The sequence below is a fragment of the Sphingomonas endophytica genome, from assembly GCF_001476895.1.
Lineage (GTDB): Bacteria > Pseudomonadota > Alphaproteobacteria > Sphingomonadales > Sphingomonadaceae > Sphingomonas > Sphingomonas endophytica_A.
In genome coordinates this window covers 18,310-41,506 of record NZ_LDTB01000039.1, presented here as the reverse complement: position 1 = coordinate 41,506, position 23,197 = coordinate 18,310, and the positions used below count along the sequence as shown (strand labels likewise).

Below are 23,197 nucleotides of genomic sequence, written 5' to 3'. Positions count from 1 at the left end.
GGCGGCGGCGGGGGCGCGGCGTTCGCCGCCAATCAGGCCGAGCTGAACCGCCAGGCCGCCGAACTGGGGCGCGAGGCCGCGCGCATGGCATCGGTCGATGCGGGACGGCTCCAGCGTCAGGCGGCGGCGATGCAGCGCGAGGCGGCCAGGATCGACGCCGCCGCGATGCGCCGCAACGCGATCGCGATGGAGCGCAACGCGCGGGCGATCCAGCGCCAGTCGCAGCACGCCGCGCTGATCGGGCTGAGCCGCGCCCGCTTCGGGATCGAGGCCGACCGCAACCTGACCGATGCGCAACGCCGTCAGGCGCTGGCGCAGGTCGATCGCGAACTGGAGAAGATGCGCGCCCGGATCGACGGGGAGGAGTGATCCGCGCTAGGTGTCGGCTTCGCATCATCCATCCGAAGGGGTGAGATGATCCGGGGCCGACCTTGTCCGTCATTGCGAGCAAAGCGAAGCAATCCAGGGCCGGATCAGGACGCTCTGGATTGCTTCGCTGCGCTCGCAATGACGATGCTCAGGGACCGACGCCCGACCGTTCGCGGGCCCGCGCCGCCCCCGGGACTTGCACCCGCCGGGCGGCGCGGCCATGTGAGGGGGAGATGGCAGCAGATGACCTCCCCATCGGCGTGGCCGTGACGCTGGAACCATTGGTCGCGCGCGTCCTTGCCCCCAACGCCTCCGCCTATACCTGTACCGGCACGCAGACGCATATCGTCGGCATCGCCGACGTGGCGGTCATCGACCCCGGTCCGGCCGACCCAGCGCATCACGCGGCGTTACTGCGCGCGATCGGCGGGCGTCCGGTGCGCGCAATCCTGATCACCCATCACCACCGCGACCATTCGCCCGGTGCACGGCGACTGGCGGAGGATACCGGCGCACCGATCGTCGGCTGCGCGCCGATCGTGGTGCACGAAGCGGGCGAGCAGGCGGACGCCGCCTTCGACGCCGATTACGCGCCCGATCGCGTGCTGACGGAGGGCGACCGCATCACCGGCGAGGGCTGGACGCTGGAGGCGATCGCGACCCCGGGTCACACCACCAATCACCTCGCCTTCGCGCTGGCGGAGACGAAGGCGCTGTTTTCCGGCGATCACGTCATGGGCTGGGCGACCAGCGTCGTGTCGCCGCCCGACGGCGACATGGGCGCCTATATGGCGAGCCTCGACAAGCTGCTGCAGCGTGACGACCGCGTCTATTACCCCGGCCACGGCGAGGCGGTGGAGCGGCCGCAGCGGCTGGTGCGCGGGATGCTCGGTCACCGCAAGCAGCGCGAGGGGCAGATCCTGCGGCTGCTGGCGGGCGGGCCGCGCACCGTCGCGGGGCTGGTCGAGCGAATGTACGTCGGGATCGACCCGCGCCTGCACGGCGCGGCGGGGCGGTCGTCGCTGGCGCATCTGATCGACCTCGAACGGCGTGGGCTGGTGCGGCAGGAGGGGGACGTATGGGCCAGCATCTGACCGGGCTGGGCAAGCTGCTGGTGTCGCTGGCCATCGCGACCGCGATCCTGACCGCGACCTATGTCGGCTATCGTTACTATACCGAACATTATGCCGTGACGACCGACGAGAACGGCGTCGCCATCGCGCGGGTCGTCGCGGGGCGGCTGTACGGCAGCAACGAACTGCGCGTCAGCCATCTGGCGGGCACCGTCCAGTCGACCGCGACCGCGACACGGATGTGGGGATGGCTGAAATACGTCCGCCTCATCAAGGCACCGTATGACGTCGACTATTTCGTCAATCTCGGCGCGCTGCGCCCGCGCGACTTCCGCTATGACGAACGACGGCGGTTGTTGCTGGTCGAGGTGCCCGACGTGATCGTCGGCACACCCAATATCGACGAGAGCCGTGTGACGCTGGACACCACCACCGGCTTCCTGCCGCCGCGCGGCGCGATGGCGGAACTGCAGAAGAAGGTGTCGGCCAAGGCGACGACCGTGGTCGCGGCGGAGGCGCGCAAGCCCGAGAATATCCGCAAGGCGCGCGAGAACGGCCGCGCCGCGCTGGAGCGGCTGTTCGAGGGAACGCTGGAGGCCGCCAATCTGCCGGTCCGCGTCGAGGTGCGCTATGCGGGCGAGGCACAGGGCGACCGGCGCGAGCAATGGGACCTGACCCGCTCGCTCGAAGAAGTGCTCGGCAACGCACGCTGACTTGATCCTGTCGCGCGCACGGGCCATCTGCGCGGACATGGAACAGCCGACGAACCTTGCGGGCCTCGACCTGCGTGCCGAGATCGACCGCCTCCGCAAGGAGCGCAACGCCGTCATCCTCGCGCATTATTACCAGAAGCCCGAGATTCAGGATCTTGCCGACTTCGTCGGCGACAGCCTGGACCTCAGCCGCAAGGCGCAGGCGACCGATGCGGACGTGATCGCCTTCTGCGGGGTCCGCTTCATGGCCGAGACCGCCAAGATCCTGTCGCCGCAAAAGACCGTGATCCTGCCTGACATGGACGCCGGGTGCAGCCTGGAGGATAGCTGCCCGCCCGAACAGTTCGCGGCGTTCCGCGCGCAGCACCCCGACGCGATCGCGCTGACGTACATCAACTGCTCTGCGGCGGTGAAGGCGCTGAGCGACGTCATCGTCACCTCGTCGTCGGCGGAGACGATCCTGGCGGGCATACCGGCGGACCAGAAGATCATCTTCGGCCCCGACCGCAATCTGGGCGGCTATCTGGCGCGCAAGACCGGGCGCGACCTGATCCTGTGGCCGGGTGTGTGCATCGTCCACGAGGCGTTCAGCGAGACCGAGCTGCTCAAGCTGCGCGCGCAGCACCCGGACGCCCCGATCGCGGCGCACCCGGAATGCCCGGCGGTGATCCTCGACCATGCCGATTACGTCGGGTCGACGCGCGGGATCCTCGATTATGCGATCGCCATGCCCGGCGACACGCTGATCGTCGCGACGGAGCCGCACATCATCCACCAGATGGAAAAGGCGCTGCCGGGCAAGACCTTCATCGGCGCGCCGGGGGCGGACGGCAACTGCAACTGCAACATCTGCCCGTACATGGCGCTGAACACGATGGAGAAACTGTACGTCGCGCTGCGTGACCTGACGCCGCGGATCGAGATGGACGAAGACCTGCGAGTCCGGGCCAAGAAGAGCCTCGACGCGATGCTGGCGATGGCGAGCGGGACGGTCGGGTTGGGCGATCTGGGGCCGCGCACGCCGTTCGTGGCGACGGTCTGAGCGCGTCCTGACGGATGGGGGAAGTCCGGCTCTTCCCCCGCTCCGTGGCGTCGGTTACCACTTCCGACCATGAACCGCCTGATCCCGCTCGCGCTCGCCCCCGTCGTTCTCGCCGCCGCCGCGCCCGCCACCGATCCCTATCTCTGGCTGGAGGACATCGAGGGTGCGCGTGCGCTGCAACAGGTGAAGGCTTGGAACGCCGAGACCGAGGCGGCGCTGACGAAGGATCCGCGTTACGAACAGGATCGCGCGCGCGCCAAGGCGATCCTTGATGACGACGCGCAGATCGCCGATCCGGATGCGGTGCTGGGCGACCGGGTGACGAACCTGTGGCGCGATGCGCGGAACCCGCGCGGATTGTGGCGGATCGCGGCGCTCGACGGCTATCGGGCCGGCAAGCCGCAGTGGCGGACCCTGATCGACGTCGACGCGCTGGGCAAGGCGGAGGGCAAGAGCTGGGTCTGGCATGGCGCCAGCTGTCTGGAGCCCGACTTTTCGCGCTGCCTGGTGCGGCTCAGCCCCGGCGGCACCGATGCGCAGGTGGTGCGCGAATTCGATCTGACGACCGGGCGCTTCGTCGATGACGGTTTCGTCCTGCCCGAGGCGAAGAGCGACGTCGCCTGGGTGGATCGTGACACATTGCTGGTGACGACCGATTGGGGGCCGGGATCGCTCACCAGTTCCGGTTATCCGCGCATCGCCAAATTGTGGAAGCGCGGCACGCCGTTGAGCGCGGCGACGCCGGTCCATGAATCGCCGGTGAGCGCCGTTGAGGTCAGCGCGGCGGCGTTCGTCGACGCCGACCGGCGCTGGCCGATGGTGAGCGTCGGCCATACCTTCTTCGAGCGCGAGTTGCTGGTGCAGGACGCGGCGGGCCGCTTCGTGCCGCTCGGACTGCCGAAGGGTGCCGATGTCGTGGCGGTCATCGGCGGGCGCGCGGTGGCGAAGCTGAACCGGGCGGCGGACGGCTTTCCGGCCGGCGCACTGGTGGCGTGGTCGCTGACCGAGATCGTCGCGGGGCGGCATCCGAAAGGCGAGCTGGTGATCGCGCCCGGCGACCGGCAGGCGATCGAGGAAGCCGGTGCCAGCGATCACGTGCTGTGGGTGAAGCTGCTCGACGACGTGTCCGGACGCCTGCTGGCGCTGCGGCGCGGAAGCGACGGGCGCTGGTCCTCTACCCCGGTCGCGCTGCCGGGCAACAGCACCGTGCATCTGGTCAACACCGCCGACGCGCGCGACGAGGCGTTCGTGACGGTCGAGGGGATGCTGACCCCGCCGACGCTCTATGCGATCCGCGAGGGGCAGGAGCCGCGTGCGGTGCAGGCGCTCCCCGCGCGCTTCGATGCGTCGAGATATCAGGTGGCGCAGCGCTTCGCGACCTCGCGCGATGGCACGCGCGTGCCGTATTTCCTTGTCACGAAGAAGGGCGTGACCGGCCGCACGCCGGCGCTGATCCACGCCTATGGCGGGTTCCGCGCGGCGCAGACCCCGACCTATCTGACCGGGCAGCCGTATCGCGCCGGGCCGCTGGCCTTGTTCTGGGTCGAGCAGGGTGGGGCCTATGTCCTCGCCAATCTGCGCGGGGGCGGTGAATATGGCCCGCGCTGGCATCAAGCGGGATTGCGCGAGAAGCGGCAGAACGTGTTCGACGATCTTCACGCGGTCGGCGACGATCTGGTCCGTACCGGGGTGAGCGCCAAAGGGAAAATCGGCATTTCGGGGCGCTCGAACGGCGGGTTGCTGGTCGGCGTCGCGATGCAGCAACGCCCGGATCTGTACGGCGCGGTGATCGCCGGATCGCCGCTGGAGGATATGCGGCGCTATTCGCACCTGTCAGCCGGCGCGTCGTGGATCGACGAATATGGCGACCCCGACAAGCCCGCCGACTGGGCGTTCATCCGCCGCTATTCGCCCTATCAGAACGTGAAGACGGGCGTCCGTTATCCGCCGGTGTTCTTCTATCTGTCCACGAAGGACGACCGCGTCCATCCGGGACATGCGCGCAAGCTGGCCGCGCTGCTGAAGCAGAACGGCAACCGCGTCTATTTTCACGAATATCTGGAAGGCGGACATTCGGTCGGCGCCGACCATGCCGAGGATGCGCGCCGCGCCGCGCTGCTCGACGCGTTCCTGCGGCGCGCGTTGATGGGGAAGTAATCAGACCCGGTGGTGATCGGCCGCGAGGCAGCCGCTGCGGGTCTCGATCTGTAGTGTGACGTGGCCGATTCCGAAGTCGTGGTGCAGCCTTTCCTGCACCGCGATCAGGAAATCGTCGCCCGGATGGCCTGTCGGTATCAACAAGTGCGCGGTCAGGCTGGGTTCGGTGGTGGACATCGGCCAGATGTGCAGGTCATGGACCGCCGCGACGCCGGGCAGAGCGGCCAGCGCGCCCTGCACGCGGTCGTAGTCGATCCCGCGCGGCACGGCCGCCAGCGACATCTCGACCGTCTCGCGCAGCAGCCCCCATGTCTGCCAGAAGATCACGACCGCGATCGCCAGGCTGACCAGCGGATCGATCCACGCCGCCCCGGTCCACCAGATCGCGACCCCGGCCGCGACCACGCCGGCGGAGACGATCGCGTCGGCGAGCATGTGGAGGTATGCGCCGCGCACGTTGACGTCGCCGTGCCGCCCGCGCGCGAACAGCCATGCGGTGACGGCATTGACGACGATCCCCGCGGCGGCGACCGCCGAGACGGTCAGCCCCGGCACGCGCGGCGCGTCGCCGAAGCGCTGCACCGCCTCCGCCGCGATCGCGCCGATCGCGACCAGCAGCAGCAGCGCATTGGCCAGAGCGGCGAGGATCGTCGATCCCTTCAGGCCATAGGTGAAGCGTTTCGACGGCGCGGCACGGGCGAGGGCGGCGCCGCCCCACGCGATCGCCAGCCCGAGCACGTCGGAGAGATTGTGCCCGGCGTCGGCGAGCAGCGCGACCGAATCGTAGAGGAAGCCTGCTGCCGCCTCCGCCACGACATAGGCGAGGTTCAGTGCGATGCCGATCGCGAAGATAGTGTCCCAGCGTTCGGGCGGGGCGGCATGGTGATGGCCGTGCCCGCCGTGATCGTGCCCGCCGTGATCGTGCCCGCCGTGATCGTGCCCGCCGTGATCGTGGTCGTGATGGTGGTGCGCGTGAGCCATAACGGCGCGCATACCATCGTGAAGCCGGTCGCGGCCAGTTCGGATCGCGGGATCGCCCGATGACGACGGAGCGTCGGGTGCGGGCAGGCCTGGAGAGGCTAGCGCCGGGTCGCGAACCAGATGACGTGGGTCGCGCCCTTGCCGTTGTCGCGGGCACGGACCTTGACCTCGTCGACCGCGAAGCCGCTCTGCGACAGTCGTCGCGCAAACGCCGGATCGGGCGCGGCGGACCAGACCGCCAGCACGCCGCCGGGGCGGAGCGCGGCGTGGGCGGCAACCAGTCCGCGCGAACTGTACAGGCCGTCGTTGCCGGGGCGCGTCAGGCCATCCGGGCCGTTATCGACGTCGAGCAGGATGGCGTCATACCGTCCCGTGCCGCTGCGGATCGCCGCGCCGACATCGCCCATCGTCAGCGTGACCCGGGGATCATCGAGGCAGCCGTCGGTCAGCGTCGCCATCGGGCCGCGCGCCCATTCGATGATGCCGGGTACGAGTTCCGCGACCGTCACGTGCGCGTCCGGACCCACTCGTCCGAGCACAGCGCGCAACGTGAAGCCCATGCCGTAACCGCCGATCAGCAGGTGCGGGGCAGAGCGACCGGCGACGCGATCGCAGCTCATCGTGCCGAGCGCGACTTCCGAGCCGCTCATCCGCGTGCTCATCAGCTCGTTGCGCTCGAGCACGATCATGAAATCCGCGCCGCGCCGGAACAGCCGCAGCGGCGGGCCGTCCGGCACCTCCGCGACGCCGAGCAGCTCGGGCCGGATCACTTCTTCTGGCGGGCCTTGCGCGCGGCGTAGCGGGCGTCGCGCGCCGCCTTCAGCTCGGCGGCGGTCGGCAGGACCGGCGGGCGCTTGGCAGCGGCAGCCGCTTCGGCGGCGGCATCCGCCTCGGCCTTCGCCTTGGCGCGGGCCTCTTCCTTGGCGGCCTTCTCGGCCTCGATCGCGGCCTTGCGCTCGGCGCGCTTTGCGGCCTCGGCGGCCTCCTTGGCCTCACGCGCGGCGAGGCGGGCGGCGACTTCCGCAGGATCGGGGGCGGCCTTGTTCTTCAACGCTTCCAGTGCGCGGGCCTTGGCGTCGCGGGCGGCGGCGGCGCGCTGGTTGAAGTCAGGGGCCTTGTAACCTGCCATGCTGAGAAATTCTCCTTGGTCGAACGATAGGATGAGGTCGAATAGCACAACGGCCCCGCATCGCTGCGGAGCCGTCTGAAACGCTGGTGGAGCGCTGGCTGCTACACCGTCAGCGGGCGGCGTTACACTTTCCGTGCCCGTCGCGCAACCGCTATCGCGGGCCGTCGACCGCCAGCCGCCCCAGTGCGGGGTCGTCGGTGAAGAACGAATCGATGCCCAGCGCGATATAGCGGCGCATCTCGGCGACCGACCCGGCATCGTGGCGGGCGTTCTCGCCGCCGGGCCCCCGGAAGTCGGCGGCCAGAAAGCGGTTTTCCGGGCGGAAGGTCCACGGGCAGACCTGCAACCCCGCCGCATGGGCGTCCGTCACCAGCGTGGTCGGCGTGGCGAGCCGGCCGTCCGCGCCGAGCGGGATCAGCAGTCGCGTGTTCGGCGCGACCACATCGGCATAGGAGGCCATGTCGCGCAGCCCGGGCGGGGCGATCATCCGCGCATAGGAAAGCGCGCCGCCCGCCGCGACGACATCGGCGGGACGCTGCACGGGATCGCCGATCAGTTGCACCAGCTTCACATTGCCGGTCCGGGGCAGGTGCCCACGCAGGTAGCGCAGGTTGGCGACCTCGAACGATTGCACCTGTACCGGGGCGCGGCGGGTATAGTCATGCGCCGCCAGCACGGCGAGGAAGCGATCCTCGACGGGAAGGCCGATGCCCGCGAAGTAGGTCGAATGCTTCAGTTCGGGGATCAGCCCGATGGTCCGCCCGCGCGCGGCGGACTCAGCGGCGGCGAAGTCGATGACCTCGTCGAGCGTGACGATCTGGAACTGGCCGTCGTAGCGCTGGCTCTCCGGCCGCAGCGCGCCGAGCCGCTCCTTCGCGCGCAGCGTCTTCAACTCGGCGAGCGTGAAATCCTCGGTGAACCAGCCGGTCTGTTTCTCGCCGTCGATCGTCTTCGTCGTGCGACGCGCGGCGAATTCGGGGTGATCGGCGACGTCGGTCGTCTCGGCGATGTTGTTCTCGTGCCGCGCAACCAGCACGCCGTCCTTGGTCGCGACCAGATCGGGTTCGATGAAGTCCGCGCCGTCCTGAATCGCCTTGGCGTACGACCCGAGCGTATGTTCGGGCCGGAGCGCCGACGCGCCGCGATGCGCAAAGACCAGCGGCCGGTGGCGGGCGCCGGCCGCCCCGACGCCGGAGGAGACCACCCCCAGCGCGATGGCGGAGCCGAGGGCGGCGCGGCGCGTCATCACCGTCAGAAGCCCGCGCTCAGCGTCACGAACGCCTGCCGCGGCGGGAGCGGGAAGAAGTTGTACGTGCCCGACGCCGCACCGATGCTGAGCGTCGAATACGCCTGCTTGTCGGTGAGGTTGGTGACGTTCAGGCTGACGTTCAGCTTCTTGGCGAAGCCGTTGCCCGATACCGGCATGTCGAACGCGATCCGCGCGGCGAGCGTCAGATAGCCCTTCACGCTGAGATCGTTGGTGAACGTGGCATAGCGCCGACCGATATAGTCGCCGATCAGTTGCACCTCCACCCCGTCGCCGTTGAGCGTCGCGACCGTCTTGTTCAGCCAGTCGGGCGATCCCGGCACCTTCTTGCCCGCGGTCGGCACCACCGTCTGCGCCGCGCCGACCGTGTAGTTATCGGCATAGCGCGAATTGTTGTACGACAGCGCGTTATAGAGCGAGAAGGTGTCGCCGAAGCGCAGCGTCGCGGCCATGTCGACGCCATCGGTCTTCACGCTGCCGACGTTGGCGATGATCGGTGCGCCGCTGATGATCGCGGTGATCGTCGTCGTCGGGCTGATCGCCAACAGGCGGTTCGAGAAGTCGACGTGATAATAGCTGATCTGCCCTTCGAACGCGGTCAGCGGCCCGAGATCGAGCGCACGTCGGGTGCGCACGCCGGCCTCATAGGTCCAGCTCGTCTCCGGCTTGGTATTGGCCTTGAAGAACTCGAACAATGTCTGGCTGCCGAGCGCGAACGGCGACAGGCCGGACGCGGCGCTGGTCTGGAACTGGCGGATGTTCTGCTGCGCGTTGACGAACAGCTGTTCGTGATCGGTCGCGTCCCACAGCGCGCCGACCTGCGGCAGGAACCATTTGTCGGTGCTGATCCGGCCGACCGGCAGCTCGCGCGAGCCGGTGAACGATCCGGGGATCGGCTGCACCGGCACCTGCTGCCGCGCGCGCTGGAACGTGCTCTTGAACCCGGCCTGCAGGGTCAGGGCGGGGGTGATCTTCCACGCGTCCTGGAGGTGCGCCTGGATCACCTCGACGCGGATCTCGCTGCCATATTGGGTGATCAGCGGCTTGGCGAGGTCGAGCGGGCGCTGATAGGGCGACGACGGATTGTTGACGTCGAGCGCATACCAGCGGCGATAGGAGGACGAGCTCTGATGCTCGTACCAGCCGCCCAGCTCGACCGTGTGATCGCCGAGCTCGGCGCGCAGCGTCGAGATGCCGCCGACGCGATCGATACGATATTCGGTGGTGCGCGAGGCCAGGCCCGAGCCGCCGAAGATCGTCGACAGCCGCGCCAGATTGACGGCCGAGGTCGGGCTGCTGCCCGCGACGCCGGGATAATAGAAGGAGAACAGACCCGGGAGGCCGGCGACCGTGATCGGCCCGGCGACGATGCCGACGCCGTCGTTATGGTGGAAATACGCCTGGTTGGAGAAGGTCACGTTGCTCGCGACGTTCCAGTCGTACTTCAGGTAGCCGAGATAGTCGGTGCGCAGTGCCGCACTGTAGTAATTGCTGTAGTTCGCGCCCGACGCGGCATAGCTGGGCGCGCCGTTATACGGCAGCTGATTGGCCAGATACGCCTGCATGCGCCGGAAATCGGGGTAGAGGAACGGGCGGATGTAGGGACGAAAGGTCTGCGTCGCGGAGACGCTGGTCGCGTCCTCGTTCGGCTCGGTCTTGTCCGAATAGGCGAAATAGGCGGTCAGCTTGCCGGTCGCATCGTCGTGGACGAGCTTGGTATTGGCCTGCCAGCCCTTCTGATAGCCCTCGAAATCCCAGGCGCGGGCGCGCTGCCGCACGCCGGAGACGTAGAAGCGCGTGTTCTGGCCGATGTCGCCGCTGTCGAGGCGCAGGAAGCTGCGCGTCGCCTGGTAGCTGCCAACGGTCTGTGCGGCGCGGACACCGAAATCGGCGGCCGGATCGCTGGAGAAGGTGTCGATCGTGCCGCCCAGGTTGCTGGTCGAGGCGGTGCCGAGATCGCCCGCCCCGGTCGCCAGCACGACGCGGCCGACATTCTCGGAGATCACCGCGCGCTGCGGGCTCAGGCCGTTGTAATTGCCGTATTGCTGATCCCCTAGCGGCACGCCGTCCATCGTGTAGCCGAGCTGTTGCGCGTTGAAGCCGTGGATGAACAGCGAGATGTTCTGCTCGTTGTTGCCCCACGGATCGGCGGTCAGATAGGTGACGCCGGGCAGCGTCTGAAGCGCCTTGAGCGGGTTGATGCCGGGCAGCAGCTTCTGCATCTCCGCGCCGGTGATCTGCGCAACCGACCGCGTGGCGGTGCCGGTGACGACGATGTCCTCGCCGGGCGCGGGATCAGCCTCCGCTTCGTCGGCGGCCGGCGCGGCGGCCGGGGCCTCCGGCGCGGCAGCGGCAAGGGCCGGGACCGACAGGGTGAGGGCGAGCGGGGCCACGCCCGCGAACAGGATACGACGCATGTTCTGATTCTTTCGAGCGAGAAGGGTTTTTACAGGCCGGTTCGCAGCGTCACGAAGAACTGGCGCGGCGCGCCGGCCAGCAACGTCTGGTTGTCGCCGCTGCCGGTGAAGCCGTTCGAGCCGATCGTCGCGACATATCGCTTGTCGAGCAGGTTGGTGGCGCTGCCCTCGATCCGCACGCCGTGCAGACCGCCGAGCTCGCCGATCGTGTAGCCGATCGTCGCGTCGACCAGCACCCGACCCGGCACCGACTGGTCGTTGGTGTAGGTGAAGTAGCGCCGGCTCATGTAATCCGCGCCGACACGGGCCAGGAAGCGGCCGTCGTCATAGACCACCTCGCCCTTGGCCATATGGCGCGGGCTGTCGACCACCGTCTTGCCGCGCGTGGCGGTCACCAGCGCGCCGTTGGCGGCGAGGACATCGTCCTTATAGGTCGAATGATTGTAGGAATAGGAGGCGAACAGCGAGAGGGGCGGCGTGATCTTGTAGAGGGCGGTCGCCTCCGCGCCGTAATTCTCCACCCCGCCGACGTTCTGGAGCGTCACCGGGTTGCCCTGAATGCCCGAACCGTTGGTATAGGCGAGCAGCCGGTTGGCGAAATCGACGTAATAGCCGGCCAGCGATCCCTGGAACCCGCCCGAGCGATAGCGAAGCCCGGCCTCGACGGTCTTCGACTTTTCCGGGCGCAGGCGATCACGGATCCCGTTGAAGCCGGCCTGGGTGGTCGCGAACGGGGAACCGCCGGTCGCCGAGGAGACGAAGGCGCGCATGTTCTCGGTATAGGTCACGAACGCCTCGGCGGCGCCCATGCCGTACACGGCGCCGACCTGCGGCAGAAACCAGTCGCGCGCGTCGATCGTGCCGCTGGCCAGCGTGCCGGCGAGCGGCGTCGCCTTGTTGGTGACCTGATAGCCCTTCCAGCCGCCGTTGAGCGTCAGTTGCCCCAGCGTCAGCCGATCGCTGACATAATACAGGGTCGTGTCGGTCTGGAAATCGACGTTGAACTGGGTGGCCAGCGGATTGCGCTGGAACGACAGCACCTTGCGCGAAGGCGTCGCCTGATCGCCGAGGCCGTAGAAGCGGCGCGCCTGACGGAAACCGTTCGCCTCGAACCAGCCGCCGAGCTCCAGATGGTTCGCGCCCGTCTCCACCGACACGCGCGCGATCGAGCCGAAGCGGTCGATGCCATATTCGGTCGTGCGGATCGACAGCGGTGCGCCGCCCGGCGTCCGGACATAGGGCGTGACCCACACGCCCTGACCTTCGTTGCCGTGATAATAGCCGGTCAGCGACAGCTTCACCGCATCGTTCACCGGCGCGTCCATCGTGATGCCGGTCAGATAGTCGCGGCGCAGCCCGGCGGCGTCGTAATAGGCGTCGTCGACCGAGGTGTACGGCGCCGGATAGGTGAGCCCGGCGGTCGGATACGGCAACGCGGCGGTCGCGGAGCCGGCGCGCGTCTGCTGATTCCAGTAGACCTGCCCCATGCGAAGCGCGGTCGCGTAATCGGGGTTCAGGTTGTCGGCATCATAGCCCAGCCGCCGGATCATCTCCAGGCTGAGATCCTGATAGTCGTTCTCGCGACGATCGGAAAAGTTGAAGAAGGCGGTGATCGCGCCGCGATCGCCGAAGTCCTGCATCAGCTTCGCATTCACCTGATGCTGGCGCTGGACTCCATTGCCCTTCCACTTGCCGGCCTGGAGATAGCCGTAGCTGAGATACCCCTTCAGCCCGTTGCCGCTCAAGTCGCCGCTGTCGATGCGCGCGAAGCCGCGCCACGTGTCGTTCGAGCCATAGGTGCCCGACGCCGCGATGCCGAAATCGTCGGACGGGCGGCGCGAGGTGAATTGCAGCGTACCGCCGAGGTTGGAGGTCGACGCCTCGCCCAGTGCGCCCGCGCCCTGCGCGACGGTGGAGGTGGCGACGTTCTCGGAGATGATCGCGCGGCTGATGTGCAGGCCGTTGGAATTGCCGTAGCTCATGTCGCCGAGCGGAATGCCGTCGAGCGTGAAGCCGAGCTGGTTCTGGTTGAACCCGCGCAGCGAAATACGCGCGGCCCATTCATAGGCGCCGAAGGCGTCGGCCGCCTGGAAGTTGACGCCGGGCAGCTTCTCCAGCGCCTTGAGCGGGGAGGTGCCGGGCGTCAGACGCTCGATATCGGCGGCGGTGATCGTCTGGACCTGACGGGCCTGGCCGAAACCGAGCACCACCACTTCGTTACCCTCGGTCGGCGCGTCTCCGGCGGCATCCGCGGGGGCGGGGGCCGGCGCATCGGGCGCGGCGAGCGCGGGGGCGGCATGAGCGGCGAGCATGGCGGTGCCGGCAAGCAGCAGCGGACGGAGCATGGCGATTCCCTTTGGTTGCGCGGCGGTTGATCGCCGTCGTTGCCGGGCCTTTGGGCGCGGCTCTTTTCGTGCGCGTGACCGATTGGTTGCAGGTTCGTGACGGGGGCGGGCAAAGCTCTCCGGTCGTTTGCGGCGCCGATGCGGTCGGCAACCGGTCCGGCATGACGGGCGGATTTTTACGCCATCACCCGCCGCCCGCGCAGGACGGAGGCACGGTGACCGATCGTGGCGCCGAGCCCGCGCCGCTTGATCGTGTCGACCATGATCCAGTCGTTGTCGACCCGATCCGCCGCGATCGTCAGCGCCATGTAGCCGCGCCGCGACGTGTCGCACCACTTCAGCTCGGGGTTGGCGCGGACCAGATCGGCGGCGATGCGGCGGGGATCATAGGCCGTCGCGCTTTCGAAGCCCGGCGAGGTGACGCTGTGCCCCGCGAACTCGACGGCGGCGGGCCGGCCGTCCTGCGCCAGGTCATACGCCCAGGCATTGTGGCTGTCGCCCGAGATCAGCACGGTATTGCCGCCGAGCCCCTGCGCCGCGCGCAGGAACCGCGCCCGCGCCGCCGGATAGCCGCCCCAATTGTCGACGTTGAACGGCAGTCCTGCCCTGGTCGCGGTGACGCCGTTCAGCACGTAGCTGCTCGCGCCCGCGGTTGCGCCCTTCATCCAGTCGGCGGCGTCCGCGGGCATGTCGGTCTGGCCCATGATCGTGCCGAAGCCGACGATCTGCCACGGCCGGCCGCTGCGCACCGAAGCCGCCATGGCGTGGTTGAGCCAGCTTTCCTGTTGCCACCCCATCATCGTCTTGCCCGGATCCTGCCAGGCGCCGTCGCGGAACGCGCGCAGCGCGGCGACCGGATCGGCCTCCTTGAACAGCGGCGCGAGATCGGGTTGTTCCGTGCGGCCGAGCAGCCGCGTCTCGGTGCGGAACACGGTCGCGAGCGCACCGATGTCATAGGTCTTCCACGGTTCGTCCGACACCGGCATCCATTCGCGATAGGCCTGTATCGATGCGTCGCGGCGGCTGTTCCAATCGCCCTCGGTCGCGGGATCGTGGTTCTGCGCGCCGCCTTCCCAGCTGTCGTTGGCGCTTTCGTGATCGTCCCATTGCGCGATCATCGGCAATCGCGCGTGGAGCGACTGCAGGTCGGGGTCGGCGCGATAGCTGGCGAACCGCTGGCGATAATCGGCCAGGTGCACCGTTTCCGCCATCGGCAGCGGTATGCGGCCGGGCACCGTGTCGGCGGTGGCCGGATAATGATCCGGCGCATATTCGTAGAAATAGTCGCCGAGGTGGATCGCGCAGTCGAGATCGTCGCGCGCCGCGGCATGGCCGTAGGCGTTGAAGAAGCCGAAGCCGAGATTCGAGCAGGAGAAGATCGCCGCGCGCCACGGGCGGACGCCGTCGGCGGGCAGGGTGCGGGTGCGGCCGATCATGGACCGCGAGCCGTCCGGCGCGACGAAGCGGAAATAATACCAGCGGTCCGGCGTCAGCCCGTCGGCGGTGATCTTCACCGTATAATCGCGCCACGGCCCGGTGATCTGCGCGCCCACCGCCCGCGCGCCAGCCATGTCGGGTCGCTCCGACAGTTCCGCCTGCACTTCGCCTGGCGTGCCGTCGAGCAGCACGCATCGCGTCCAGAGCAGCACCGAGTTCGCCGCCGGCTCCCCGCTGGCCACCCCGTGCGTGAAGCCGCGCGCGACCCCGCCGGTGGCGGCGAACAGCGGAACGGCGGTCAGCGCGCCGGCACCGGCGAGCAACGAGCGGCGATGAATGAGCACTGGTGACCCTCGTGATGTGTGGGGTCCGCATGGGCGCGCTTTGTGGAGGCTTGATGACAGTCGGGACGTATCGCCGGGTCGTGCGTTCACGCTTCTCCCGTCATGCCGAGGCCGTCGATATTGCGTACCTTTCTGATCGCCGAGAGCGAGACACCCGACGAGCGCGCCGCGCGCCGCGCCCATGCCGGCAAGAGTTCCGGCGAGACCTATGCCGCGACGTTGCGGCAGCTCCAGCCCGATGCGCGGATCGAGATCGCGCAGCCGGCGGATGCCGATACGCCGGCGATGACGCCCGAAGCGCTGACCGGATATGATGCGATATTCCTGACCGGCTCGCCGCTGCACGTCTATGACGACACGCCCGAGGTGCGGCGGCAGATCGCGTTCATGCGCGCGGTGTTCGCGTCGGGCACGCCCTCGTTCGGTTCCTGCGCGGGATTGCAGGTGGCGACGGCGGCGGCCGGCGGCACGGTGCGCGCGATGCCGAACCGCATGGAGGCGGGGATCGCGCGGCGGATCGTCGCCACCGACGAGGGGCGCGACCATCCGCTGCTGGCCGGGCGCGCGGCGACATGGGACGCGCCCGCGATTCATGGCGACGAGGTGGAGACCCTGCCCGAAGGCGCGACGCGACTGGCAGGCAATGACGTGACGCGGGTACAGGCGGTCGAGATACGCCATGACAAGGGCATCTTCTGGGGCGTGCAATATCATCCCGAACTGGCGCTGGACGAGATCGCGGTGGCGCTGCGGCGGCAGGCGGCGTCGCTGGTGGAGGCGGGGCTGGCGCGCGACGAACGCGACGTGACGGATCGCGCCGACCTGCTCGACACGTTGCACGATGCGCCGGATTCGCGCGCCGTGCGCTGGCTGCTGGGCGTCGACGGCGAACTGGCCGATGCGGCCGGACGACGGCGCGAGATCATGAACTTCATCGCCGCGCTGCCGATGCTCGATCGTCGCGGCTCGCGATGAAGGCGGCGCGCTCCGCTTCGTTATCATGTATCAGTAAAATAAGGAAAGTCGTCCCGAACCGGGAATGGCGCCACGCGTTGCGCTATTGATCGATTCACGCGGATGCGGGACGTGCTCCCCAACGGAAAAGGGGAAATTATCATGCTGACAATGAGGGCATTTGGTGCCGCCGCCGCGCTGTCGACCGCCGCGATCGCCACGCCGGCCACCGCGACCGACTTCGACTTCGTCTTCAGCGGCAACTCGGGCGTTGCCGGCAGCAGCGGCGCGATGGACTTCGCCGCGACCAGCAGCGGTCAGCGCGTCGATGTGCGCGCGTCGGCGTGGAGCATGAAGTACAGCATGTCCGCCGGCGGCTATGTGATCTCGGCCGCGAACATCGGCAACTACGCCGATGGGCTGGGCGTGACGGCACCGTCCGAGAACGGCGGCAGCGGAACGCACACGATCGACAATGCCGGCACCAACAAATACGACTTCCTGCTGCTGCAGTTCAGCGCCCCGGTGAAGCTGACGCAGATCGTCACCACCGCGTTCCGCATCACGACCGACCTGACCAGCTACTACAATTCCGGCGATTCGGACGCCACGGTGGGGTATGGCACGACCACGAACGCCTGGAACAACACGCTGAATTACGATGGCAAGAACTGGAGCGTGCTGAGCTCGGCGCTGACCCGCATCGCCGTGTATGATTCGGCGTCCGGCGGCACCGTCAGCGGCGGCGCGGCGTCGAACATGTGGATGGTATCGGCGATGCTCAACAATCCCGATGGCCGGATCGACAGCTTCAAGCTCGGCGGCCTTTCCGCCACCACGGTGGGCGGCGCGGTGCCGGAGCCGGCGACATGGCTGACGATGATCTTGGGCTTCGGCGTGGTCGGCGCCGCGTTGCGCCGGCGTCGTGGCGGTCGGACGATCGCCGCCGCCTGACCGATGACGCCGGTCGGTCAGGGTGTCCGCGCCCCCGCCGACCGGCAACGGTCCGAGCAATAGCGAACCTCTTCCCAGTCGCGCGCCCATTTGCGTCGCCACGCAAACGGGCGGTGGCAGGAGGCGCAGATCTTCTCGGGCAGGTTCGGCTTCTTGTGGGCCATCCCGCATCAACCCGTTTCGCGGTCGCACGATCCCCGGTGCCGGTGCTACCCTCGTGAGGAATCGCGATAAAAGAGGGAGCGGGTGGATGACGATCGTCGGACGACGGATGGTGCTGGCGGGCTTGGCGGGCAGTGCGCTGGGAATGGCCATGCCGGCGCACGCGGCGCCGGTAGCGCGGCTGCGGCGGCTGTCGCCCGCGTTCGATCGCATGGTCGCCCCGGACGCCACGATCGAGACGATCGCCACCGGCATCCAATGGGCGGAGGGGCCGGTCTGGGTACCGCGCGGCGGCTATCTGCTGTTCTCCGATCCCCCCGCCAACATCGTCCGTCGCTGGCGCCGCGGGGCGGAAATCGATATATTCCTGTCGCCGTCCGGAGCGACCGATCCCGACCGGGCGGTGTTGCGCGAACCCGGCGCCAACGGGCTGACGCTCGATCGGGCCGGACGGCTGCTGATCGCCAACAGCGGCAGCCGCTCGCTCGATCGCCTCGATCTGCGGACGAAGCGCCGCACGACGCTGGTCGATCGCTACGGGGGCAAGCGTTTCAACAGCCCCAACGACATGCATGTCGCGCGCGACGGGGCGATCTGGTTCACCGACCCGCCTTACGGCCTGAAGGGCGAGGACAGGTCGCCGGCGCGCGAACAGCCGGTCAACGGCGTCTATCGCTGGCGCGAGGGCGGCGAGGCGGTGCTGATCAACGGCAGTCTGACGCGCCCTAATGGCATCGCCTTGTCGCCGGACGAACGGCGGCTGTACGTCTCGGTATCCGACTCGGCCGATCCGCGCATCATGGTCTATGACCTCGGGCGGGACGGGATGCCGACCGCCGCTCGCATGCTGGTGTCGGCCCGCGCCGCGCACGAGGCGGGCGCGCCCGGTCTTCCCGACGGGATGAAGGTGGCGCGCGACGGTACGCTGGTCTGCTCGATGCCGGGCGGGATCATGTTCATGACACCGGAAGGCGAGCCGATCGGGCTGATCGAAACGGGCGCGTCGGCGGCGAACGCGGCCTTCGGAGAAGGCGGTCGCGCGCTGTTCGTCACCGCTTCCGACCGGGTGTTGCGCGTGCCGCTGCGCGCCGGCTGGCAGGGATGATGGTCAGCGGGCTTGATCTCCCATCAAATGGGTGTAGTTTGGCGGGTGAGAGGCGGCTTGCCGCCTCCCCAACCAAAAGGGATGTTCGTTCATGAAGAAGATCGTTGCTGGCCTGTCCGTGGCTGCCCTCGCGCTGGCGCTCGCCGCTTGCGGTTCGAAGACCGACGACGCCGCGGTGAACGCGCAGCTCGGTAACGAGGCGGTGCTGAACGACGAACTGCCGGCCGACGCGAACCTGGCGCTGGGCAACGGCGACGAGGCCGCGCTGCCGGCGAACGTGATCGACGGCAACACCGCGACCGCCAACGCGCTGTAATCACGATACGGGCGCGGCCGCTCACGGTCGCGCCCGACCGATACCGTCAGGAGTTGCTCCCTAGACGAAACTGACCCGGTGCCCTGCGGTGCCGGGTCGCTTGTATCAGGCGGCGACCAGCGCCGCCTCGGTCTCCGCGATCCAGCCGCCGCCCAGCACGCGGTCGCCGTCATAGAGCACCGCCGCCTGTCCCGGCGCGACGCCATATTCGGGCGCGTCGAACACCAGCCGCTCGCCGACCATCCGGGCGGGCACCGGCTTCGCCATCGAGCGGACCTTGGCGGTCAGCGCGCCATCCAGCGGCCCCAGCACGTTCATCCCCTCTAGCCGCGCCGCCGATACCGCCAGTGCGGCGCGCGGGCCGACCACCACCTGCCGGCTATCCGGATCGAGCCGGACGACATAGAGCGGCTCGGCGCTCCCGCCGATCTCCAGCCCGCGCCGCTGCCCGACGGTGTAATGAACCAGCCCGCGATGCTCGCCGAGCTTGCGGCCCGCCAGATCGACGATGTCGCCGCCGACCTCCGCCTCCGGGCGCAGCTTCTTGACCAGCGCGGCATAGTCGCCGTCGGGGACGAAGCAGATGTCCTGGCTGTCAGGCTTGTCGGCGACCAGCAGCGCCAGTTCGGCCGCCAACTCGCGGACACGCGGCTTCGGCATCCCGCCCAGCGGAAAACGCAGGAAATCCAGCTGCGCCCGGGTGGTGCCGAACAGGAAATAGCTCTGGTCGCGCGCCGGATCGGCGGCGCGGTGCAGCTCCGCGCCCTGCGCACCCTCGACGCGACGTACGTAATGGCCGGTGGCGAGGCAATCGGCACCGAGATCGCGGGCGAGCGCCAGCAGGTCGGTGAACTTCGGCCCCATGTTGCACTGGACGCACGGGATCGGGGTGCGACCGGCGAGATATTCGTCGGCGAAGCGATCGACGACGTTCGCGCGGAAGCTGCTTTCGTGGTCGAACACATAATGGGCGATGCCCAGCTTGTCGCAGACCGCGCGCGCGTCGCGGATATCGCGCCCCGCGCAACAGGCGCCCGCACGCTTCGTCGCCTCACCGTGATCATAGAGCTGGAGCGTGACCCCGATCACCTCCGCCCCGCTGCGCGCCGCCAGTGCCGCGACGACCGAACTGTCGACGCCGCCCGACATCGCCACGACGATGCGACGCGCGCCGGGCGCGAGCTGAAAATCACCGCTGTCCATGATCCGGCGCATGATACAGCGCCGGACGGGTGCGCGTAAACCGAAATGAATGAAGCGTTTCCCGTGGCTTTACGGGAACTTCAGACAGCGCCGGTAGAAGCTGGCCCATGTCATCGGAACCGCCCGCGCCCGAAATGCCGTTGCTCGCCAGCCTGCGCGCCCGTCAGGCGGCGTCGCGTACCGCGCAGGTCGCACGCTCGCTGGACGTGCCGGCGCGGCCCGACGACCGCTCGTTCAATGCGGTCGCCGCCGCGGCGCTGAGCGAATGGAAACAGCTGTGAAGAGGTCGTTTACCGCACCGTTTTAGGAGCCGTTCAATCCATCGCCGTTACGCAGCAGTCACGACAGGGAGCAGGGGCCACGGCCCCGAACCGAGGTTTGGAATGATCGAACAACAACAACAACAGAGTCGCCCCGCCAAGGTTATCGGTCCGCTGGGAGAGCCGCTGACGCTCGACTCGCTGCCGCCGCCGAACACGACCCGCTGGGTGGTGCGTCGCAAGGCGGAGGTGGTCGCGGCCGTCAACGGCGGGTTGCTGAGCGTCGACGACGTCTGCGCGCGCTATGGTCTGACGGTCGAGGAGTTCGCCGGCTGGCAGCGCGCGATCGACCGATCGGGGATGCCCGGCCTGCGCGTGACGCGCATCCAGCACTACAAGTCGCTGTACGAGCGGCAGCAGAAGTTCTGACGGCGTTCCGAAAGGGGGCAGGGGCGCCGGACTTCCTTAACCCATGTCGAACCAAACGGAATTACGGGGCCGGAACAATATGCCGGCCTTATGAGTAATTCCCGCCAGAGCTGCCACTCCGGGCGCATCTGAGGGGAGTTATGTCATGGGTATCATTCTCTGGCTTATTATCGGCGGTGTCATTGGCTGGCTCGCGAGCATGATCATGCGGACTGACGCGCAGCAGGGCATCTTCCTGAACATCGTCGTCGGCATCGTCGGCGCGTTCATCGGCGGCCTGATCTTCTCGGGCGGTTCGATCAACAACGCGCCGCTGACGATCTATTCGTTCCTGGTCTCGCTGCTGGGTGCGGTGGTGCTGCTGGCGATCGTCAATCTGGCGCGTCGCGGTCGCGTGCGCTAAGCGGCGCATCGCGTCAACCGCAACAGGCGGCCGCCCGAGCGATCGGGCGGCCGTCGTCGTTTCTACTTCAGCAGGAAGCGGACGTTGACGGTCGCGGTGACGTCGGTCTCGCCCGGCAGGACAGCGGTGTCGGCCTCCGCCTTGCCCATGCTGGCGCGCATCATCATCGGGCGGATCGGCTGGCCGCCGTCGTTGTTGCCCGCCTCGTCGATCGCGACGATCCGTCCGACGCTTAACCCCGCCGCCTTCGCATAGAGTTCCGCCCGGGCACGGGCGCGCCCGATCGCCTGCGTCCGGGCCTCGTCCAGCGCGCCTTCGGGATCGGACAGCGACAGGTTCGGTCCGTCGATCTGGTTCGCGCCCGCCCGGACGAGCGCGTCGAGCACGGCCCCGGCCCGCGCGATGTCGCGGAAGCGGATCGTGACCGAGTTGGTCGCCTGATAGCCCGTGATGGCCGGCGGCTGGTTGTCCTGATAGCGATATTGCGGTGACAGCGCGACGTTGCTGGTCGACAGGTCGCGCGCCGCGATCCCCGCCGCCTTCAGCGCGGCTGTCACCGCCGCCATGCGCCGTGCATTCTCCGACAGGGCATTGGCGGCGACGGGCGCCTGGGTGACGACGCCTGCGGAGATCGTCGCCAGATCGGGCGTGCGCGACACCCGGCCGGTCGCGCTGACGTCGAGTACGGTGCCCTCGGGCACCACGGTCGCCATCGGCAAGGCCACCTGCGCGGCGGCCGGCAGCGCGGCGATCGACAGGACACAGCCTGACAGCAAACGAAACATGCGGAACACTCCCTTGATCCTCGTCAACGCCGCTCTGGCGCTCCGCGCTAGAATGCACGATGAACGGGGCAGGCCGTTTGAGAAAACAGTAAAAAACGACAGGATCCGCGCCGCTTGCCATGGTGCCATATGCGTGTAATACACGCGTCCCGGTGAAAGGGGAATCATGACGTACCACGGTGGGGATTTGCAGGGCGAGCAACTCGTGATCGAGGATCGCTCCCCACGGCGACGCCGCCGCTGGATTCTGCTGGCGGGTATCCTGGCGCTGGTGGTGGCGGCCGCGGCCTGGTTCGCGACCCGCACCAAGACGCCCGAGGCACCGCAGGGCGCCGCCGCCGACCAGGCGCCGGCGGTGACGGTCATCGTGCCAGGCGCGCACAATGTCGCGCGCACCATCAGCGCGACCGGCACCCTGGCGGCGACCCGCGAGATGCCGGTCGGCGTCGCGGGCGAGGGCGGAATGGTGTCCCGCGTGCTGGTGGAGCCCGGTCAGTGGGTGCGCGCCGGGCAGGTGCTGGCGACGATCGACCGCTCGGTGCAGGCGCAGACCGCCGCCTCGCTCGCCGCGCAGATCGCCGTCGCGCGCTCCGACCTGACGCTGGCGCAGGCCGAGCTGGAGCGCGCGCAGAGCCTGGTCGATCGCGGCTTCATCTCCAAGGCGGACGTCCAGCGCCGCATCGCCACCCGCGACGCCGCCGCCGCGCGGCTGAAGGTATCGCAGGCGACGCTGTCGGAGCAGCGCGCGCGCAACGCGCGGCTCGACATCCGCGCCCCCGCCGCCGGCCTGATCCTGACGCGCGGGGTGGAGCCGGGTCAGATCGTCAGCTCCGGATCGGGTGTGATGTTCCGCATGGCCAAGGACGGCGAGATGGAGATGCGCGCGCAGCTTGCCGAGAACGACATGCAGGTGGTGCGCGTCGGCGCACCCGCGAAGGTCACGCCGGTCGGCGATACGCAGTCATTCGCCGGCACAGTGTGGCAGGTCGCCCCGATCATCGATCCGCAGACCCGTCAGGGGATCGCGCGGATCCGCCTGTCCTACAACCCCGCGCTGCGCCCCGGCGGCTTCGCCTCGGCGACGATCATCGCCGGCGGGACCAGCCAGCCCGAACTGCCGCAATCGGCGTTGCTGAGCGACGAGCGCGGCAATTACGTCTATATCATCGACGCGCAGAATCGCGCGCAGCGCCGTGCGGTGACGCTGGGGACGGTGGATGACGATCGCGTCGCGATCGCCAGCGGTCTGAGCGGCGAGGAGCGCGTGGTGCAATCGGCGGGCGCGTTCCTGAACCCGGGCCAGCTGGTGAAGCCGCAACGCGCCGCCGCGACGCCCGCGGCGCGCTGATACA

23 protein-coding genes are annotated in these 23,197 nt (G+C 68.6%); 13 read left to right on the top strand and 10 right to left on the bottom strand.

Annotated features, from left to right (window positions below; genetic code table 11):
• The 5 genes from NS334_RS18655 to NS334_RS10460 all read left to right on the top strand — a co-directional run.
• Positions 1–369 (top strand): hypothetical protein (locus NS334_RS18655; protein WP_206542649.1); only part of this gene is annotated, 369 nt, incomplete at its 5' end.
• A gap of 233 nt (positions 370–602) precedes the next feature.
• Positions 603–1,463, top strand: a complete 861-nt coding sequence (locus NS334_RS10475) for an MBL fold metallo-hydrolase (RefSeq protein WP_058755912.1) — start codon at positions 603–605, stop codon at positions 1,461–1,463.
• Positions 1,448–2,155 (top strand): DUF4230 domain-containing protein, encoded by a 708-nt coding sequence (locus NS334_RS10470; RefSeq protein WP_058755911.1) that lies wholly within the window; start codon positions 1,448–1,450, stop codon positions 2,153–2,155. Before NS334_RS10475 ends, NS334_RS10470 begins: the two co-directional genes overlap by 16 nt.
• A gap of 37 nt (positions 2,156–2,192) precedes the next feature.
• Positions 2,193–3,197 (top strand): quinolinate synthase NadA, encoded by a 1,005-nt coding sequence (gene nadA, locus NS334_RS10465; protein ID WP_058755910.1) that lies wholly within the window; start codon positions 2,193–2,195, stop codon positions 3,195–3,197.
• Between the two features lie 69 nt (positions 3,198–3,266).
• On the top strand, positions 3,267–5,354 hold the full coding sequence (locus NS334_RS10460) for a prolyl oligopeptidase family serine peptidase (protein ID WP_058755909.1): 2,088 nt from the start codon (positions 3,267–3,269) through the stop codon (positions 5,352–5,354).
• On the opposite strand, the gene NS334_RS10455 is transcribed toward NS334_RS10460, so the two are convergent.
• The 7 genes from NS334_RS10455 to NS334_RS10425 all read right to left on the bottom strand — a co-directional run bounded on the left by NS334_RS10455 (position 5,355) and on the right by NS334_RS10425 (position 15,274).
• Positions 5,355–6,335, bottom strand: coding sequence for a cation diffusion facilitator family transporter (locus NS334_RS10455; RefSeq protein WP_058755908.1), 981 nt, complete (start codon positions 6,333–6,335; stop codon positions 5,355–5,357).
• Between the two features lie 98 nt (positions 6,336–6,433).
• Entirely contained in the window at positions 6,434–7,105 is a 672-nt protein-coding gene (locus tag NS334_RS10450) for a spermidine synthase (RefSeq protein WP_058755907.1), read from the bottom strand.
• Positions 7,102–7,464: a DUF6481 family protein gene (locus NS334_RS10445; RefSeq protein WP_058755906.1), complete on the bottom strand. Its 363-nt coding sequence runs from the start codon at positions 7,462–7,464 to the stop codon at positions 7,102–7,104. The genes NS334_RS10450 and NS334_RS10445 overlap by 4 nt, the downstream gene beginning before the upstream one ends.
• 151 nt (positions 7,465–7,615) lie before the next feature.
• Entirely contained in the window at positions 7,616–8,710 is a 1,095-nt protein-coding gene (locus NS334_RS10440) for a glycerophosphodiester phosphodiesterase (RefSeq protein ID WP_058755905.1), read from the bottom strand.
• Positions 8,711–8,715: 5 nt separating this feature from the next.
• Complete coding sequence (locus tag NS334_RS10435; protein ID WP_058755904.1) at positions 8,716–11,148, bottom strand: TonB-dependent receptor; 2,433 nt, start codon at positions 11,146–11,148, stop codon at positions 8,716–8,718.
• 29 nt (positions 11,149–11,177) lie between these two features.
• Complete coding sequence (locus NS334_RS10430; RefSeq protein WP_153002698.1) at positions 11,178–13,493, bottom strand: TonB-dependent receptor domain-containing protein; 2,316 nt, start codon at positions 13,491–13,493, stop codon at positions 11,178–11,180.
• Between the two features lie 176 nt (positions 13,494–13,669).
• Complete coding sequence (locus NS334_RS10425) at positions 13,670–15,274, bottom strand: alkaline phosphatase D family protein (RefSeq protein WP_058755903.1); 1,605 nt, start codon at positions 15,272–15,274, stop codon at positions 13,670–13,672.
• Positions 15,275–15,394: 120 nt separating this feature from the next.
• On the opposite strand from NS334_RS10425, the gene NS334_RS10420 reads away from it, so the two are divergent.
• A complete protein-coding gene (locus NS334_RS10420) occupies positions 15,395–16,249 on the top strand; it encodes a type 1 glutamine amidotransferase (protein ID WP_153002697.1) in 855 nt (284 codons plus the stop codon).
• A gap of 141 nt (positions 16,250–16,390) precedes the next feature.
• A complete protein-coding gene (locus NS334_RS10415) occupies positions 16,391–17,182 on the top strand; it encodes a PEPxxWA-CTERM sorting domain-containing protein (protein WP_241491904.1) in 792 nt (263 codons plus the stop codon).
• A 17-nt stretch (positions 17,183–17,199) separates the two neighbouring features.
• Here NS334_RS10415 and NS334_RS17710 read toward each other — a convergent pair whose 3' ends face one another.
• The gene (locus tag NS334_RS17710; protein WP_083500400.1) at positions 17,200–17,346 is read right to left on the bottom strand and encodes a DUF2256 domain-containing protein; all 147 of its coding nucleotides are present in this window, start codon (positions 17,344–17,346) and stop codon (positions 17,200–17,202) included.
• 86 nt (positions 17,347–17,432) lie between these two features.
• Here NS334_RS17710 and NS334_RS10410 point away from each other — a divergent pair, with 86 nt between their 5' ends.
• Both NS334_RS10410 and NS334_RS10405 read left to right on the top strand, forming a co-directional pair.
• Positions 17,433–18,449: an SMP-30/gluconolactonase/LRE family protein gene (locus tag NS334_RS10410; RefSeq protein WP_083500399.1), complete on the top strand. Its 1,017-nt coding sequence runs from the start codon at positions 17,433–17,435 to the stop codon at positions 18,447–18,449.
• 91 nt (positions 18,450–18,540) lie between these two features.
• Complete coding sequence (locus NS334_RS10405; protein WP_058755900.1) at positions 18,541–18,765, top strand: hypothetical protein; 225 nt, start codon at positions 18,541–18,543, stop codon at positions 18,763–18,765.
• Positions 18,766–18,870: 105 nt separating this feature from the next.
• Here NS334_RS10405 and mnmA read toward each other — a convergent pair whose 3' ends face one another.
• A complete protein-coding gene (mnmA, locus tag NS334_RS10400; protein ID WP_058755914.1) occupies positions 18,871–19,968 on the bottom strand; it encodes a tRNA 2-thiouridine(34) synthase MnmA in 1,098 nt (365 codons plus the stop codon).
• Between the two features lie 107 nt (positions 19,969–20,075).
• Between mnmA and NS334_RS18650 the strand changes: the two genes are divergently transcribed.
• The 3 genes from NS334_RS18650 to NS334_RS10390 all read left to right on the top strand — a co-directional run bounded on the left by NS334_RS18650 (position 20,076) and on the right by NS334_RS10390 (position 21,060).
• Entirely contained in the window at positions 20,076–20,249 is a 174-nt protein-coding gene (locus tag NS334_RS18650) for a hypothetical protein (protein WP_193753059.1), read from the top strand.
• A 102-nt stretch (positions 20,250–20,351) separates the two neighbouring features.
• Complete coding sequence (locus NS334_RS10395) at positions 20,352–20,657, top strand: DUF1153 domain-containing protein (protein ID WP_058755899.1); 306 nt, start codon at positions 20,352–20,354, stop codon at positions 20,655–20,657.
• Positions 20,658–20,802: 145 nt separating this feature from the next.
• Positions 20,803–21,060, top strand: coding sequence for a GlsB/YeaQ/YmgE family stress response membrane protein (locus NS334_RS10390; protein WP_058755898.1), 258 nt, complete (start codon positions 20,803–20,805; stop codon positions 21,058–21,060).
• Between the two features lie 62 nt (positions 21,061–21,122).
• Here NS334_RS10390 and NS334_RS10385 read toward each other — a convergent pair whose 3' ends face one another.
• Complete coding sequence (locus NS334_RS10385; RefSeq protein ID WP_058755897.1) at positions 21,123–21,845, bottom strand: SIMPL domain-containing protein; 723 nt, start codon at positions 21,843–21,845, stop codon at positions 21,123–21,125.
• A gap of 166 nt (positions 21,846–22,011) precedes the next feature.
• Between NS334_RS10385 and NS334_RS10380 the strand changes: the two genes are divergently transcribed.
• Positions 22,012–23,193, top strand: a complete 1,182-nt coding sequence (locus tag NS334_RS10380) for an efflux RND transporter periplasmic adaptor subunit (protein ID WP_058755896.1) — start codon at positions 22,012–22,014, stop codon at positions 23,191–23,193.
• Positions 23,194–23,197: the final 4 nt, after the last annotated feature.